The organism is Streptomyces sp. NPDC056734 (assembly GCF_042790455.1).
Taxonomy (GTDB): domain Bacteria; phylum Actinomycetota; class Actinomycetes; order Streptomycetales; family Streptomycetaceae; genus Streptomyces.
Genome location: NZ_JBHTZD010000060.1, coordinates 1 through 1,790, shown reverse-complemented (window position 1 = coordinate 1,790; position 1,790 = coordinate 1). Strand labels below are relative to the sequence as shown.

General features: G+C 69.2%; 1 protein-coding gene. It reads left to right on the top strand.

The annotated features are described in order from the left end of the window. Nucleotides 1-95 precede the first annotated feature (95 nt). Nucleotides 96-1,748 carry an IS1182 family transposase gene (locus ACFRFC_RS38215; protein ID WP_382693823.1) on the top strand — a complete coding sequence of 551 codons (1,653 nt, stop codon included), beginning with the start codon at nt 96-98 and terminating at the stop codon, nt 1,746-1,748. Nucleotides 1,749-1,790: the final 42 nt, after the last annotated feature.

The following is a 1,790-nucleotide window of genomic DNA, read 5'->3' as shown; positions in this document are numbered from 1 at the left end:
GATGCTGTTGGTTAATTCGGGCGTGTGCGTGACGTCGGCCTTCGAGACCTGGTTGTGGTCTTGAAGGCCGACGTTGTCGTGTGGGGTGGGTGCGGATGTCGATGCAGCCGAAGGGGTCTGGGGAGATCCCGGCGGAGACGGTTCGGGTGGCGAGGGCCGCGTTCCCGAAGGGGAGCCTGGCGATCCGGGTGCGGGACGGGCTGGGACCGTTGTTCGGCGACGAACAGTTCGCCGGTCTGTTCCCAGCGCGGGGGAAGCCTGCCTGGTCACCGGGGCGACTGGCGATGGTGCTGGTGCTGCAGTTCGTGGAAGGGCTGACCGACCGGCAGGCCGCGGAGGCGGTGAGGGCTCGTATCGACTGGAAGTACGCGTTGGGCCTGGAGCTGCCGGACGCCGGTTTTGATTTCTCGGTGCTGTCGGAGTTCCGTGACCGGCTCGTCGGAGCCGGCGGGGGCCGGGAGATCCTGGACGCGGTACTGGCAGCCGCCCGGCGGCAGGGTCTGGTCACCGCCCGGGGCAGGGCACGGACCGACTCCACGCATGTGCTGTCCGCGGTGCGGGAGCTGAACCAGCTGGAGCTGGTCGCGGAGACACTGCGTGCGGCGTTGAACGCCGTGGCCCTGGCCGGGCCGGGCTGGCTGAGCGAGCGGGCCCGGCCGGAGTGGTTCAGGCACTATGCCACCCGGGTGGAGGACTCCCGGTTCCCCAAGGAGCGGTCCCGCCGGGACCGGACGTATCGGCGGGTGGGCGATGACGGCATGCACCTGCTGCGGAACATCTGGGCCCAGGACGCGCCGCCGGGCTTGCGGGCTCTGCCGGAAGTCGAGGTGCTGCGGCGGGTGTGGGTTCAGTACTTCCACCTGGTCGAAGGGGAGGTGGCCCGCCGGAACCCAAAAGACCGGCCACCGGGCCTGATGCGCCTGGTGACCCCCTATGACCTGGAAGTCCGCACCGGTGGAAAGCGTGACATCAACTGGGACGGCTACAAGGTCCACGTCACCGAGACGTGTGAGGACGACACCCCGCATCTGGTCACAAGCGTGGTGACCACTCTGGGCAGCGTCTCTGATGACCGGATGGCCGCCCCGGTCCACGCCGAACTCGCCCGGCGGGATCTGCTGCCGGGCGAGCACTGGGTGGACACCGGCTATGCGAACGGTGGCGCCCTGGCCGCGGCCAGCCGTGACCACCGGGTCGACCTGCACGGTCCGCTGAAAGCGGTGACTGTTCCGCACGCCCGCGGCGATGCCGCGTTCGGCCAGGACGCGTTCACCATCGATTGGGAAAAGCAGCACGTGACCTGCCCGAACGGCGTTGTCAGCACGCAATGGGCCGGGCGTCGTTCGCAGGAGGGCCTGCCGACTGTCCGGGTCCGGTTCTCCCCCGCTGACTGCGGCCCCTGCCCTCAGCTGCGGGAATGTGTCAACTCCCCCAGGCCCCTGCGCCGGGAAATCAACCTCAGGCCCCGCGACGAATACGAAGCACTCCGGCAGGCGCGAAAGCTACAGGCAACCGACGAGTGGAGGGACCGCTACAGGATCCGTGCCGGTGTCGAGGGCACCATCTCCCAAGCCGTGCACGCCTGCGGCTTGCGCAGATCCCGCTACCGCGGCCTGGCCAAGACCAGCCTCCAACACCAGCTCACCGGCGCCGCCGTCAACCTCATCCGCATCGACGCCTGGCTCACCCACACACCCCGAGCCCGCACCCGCACCAGCCCCCTGACAGCACTCCGCCCCGCCGCATAGCGACGGGGCGAAGCAACCAGGCCCGAATTAACCAACAGCATC

Bases quoted from the DNA above. Each gene is read 5' to 3' on its own strand.
- ACFRFC_RS38215 (WP_382693823.1), top strand. From the start codon at position 96: ATGTCGATGCAGCCGAAGGGGTCTGGGGAGATCCCGGCGGAGACGGTT.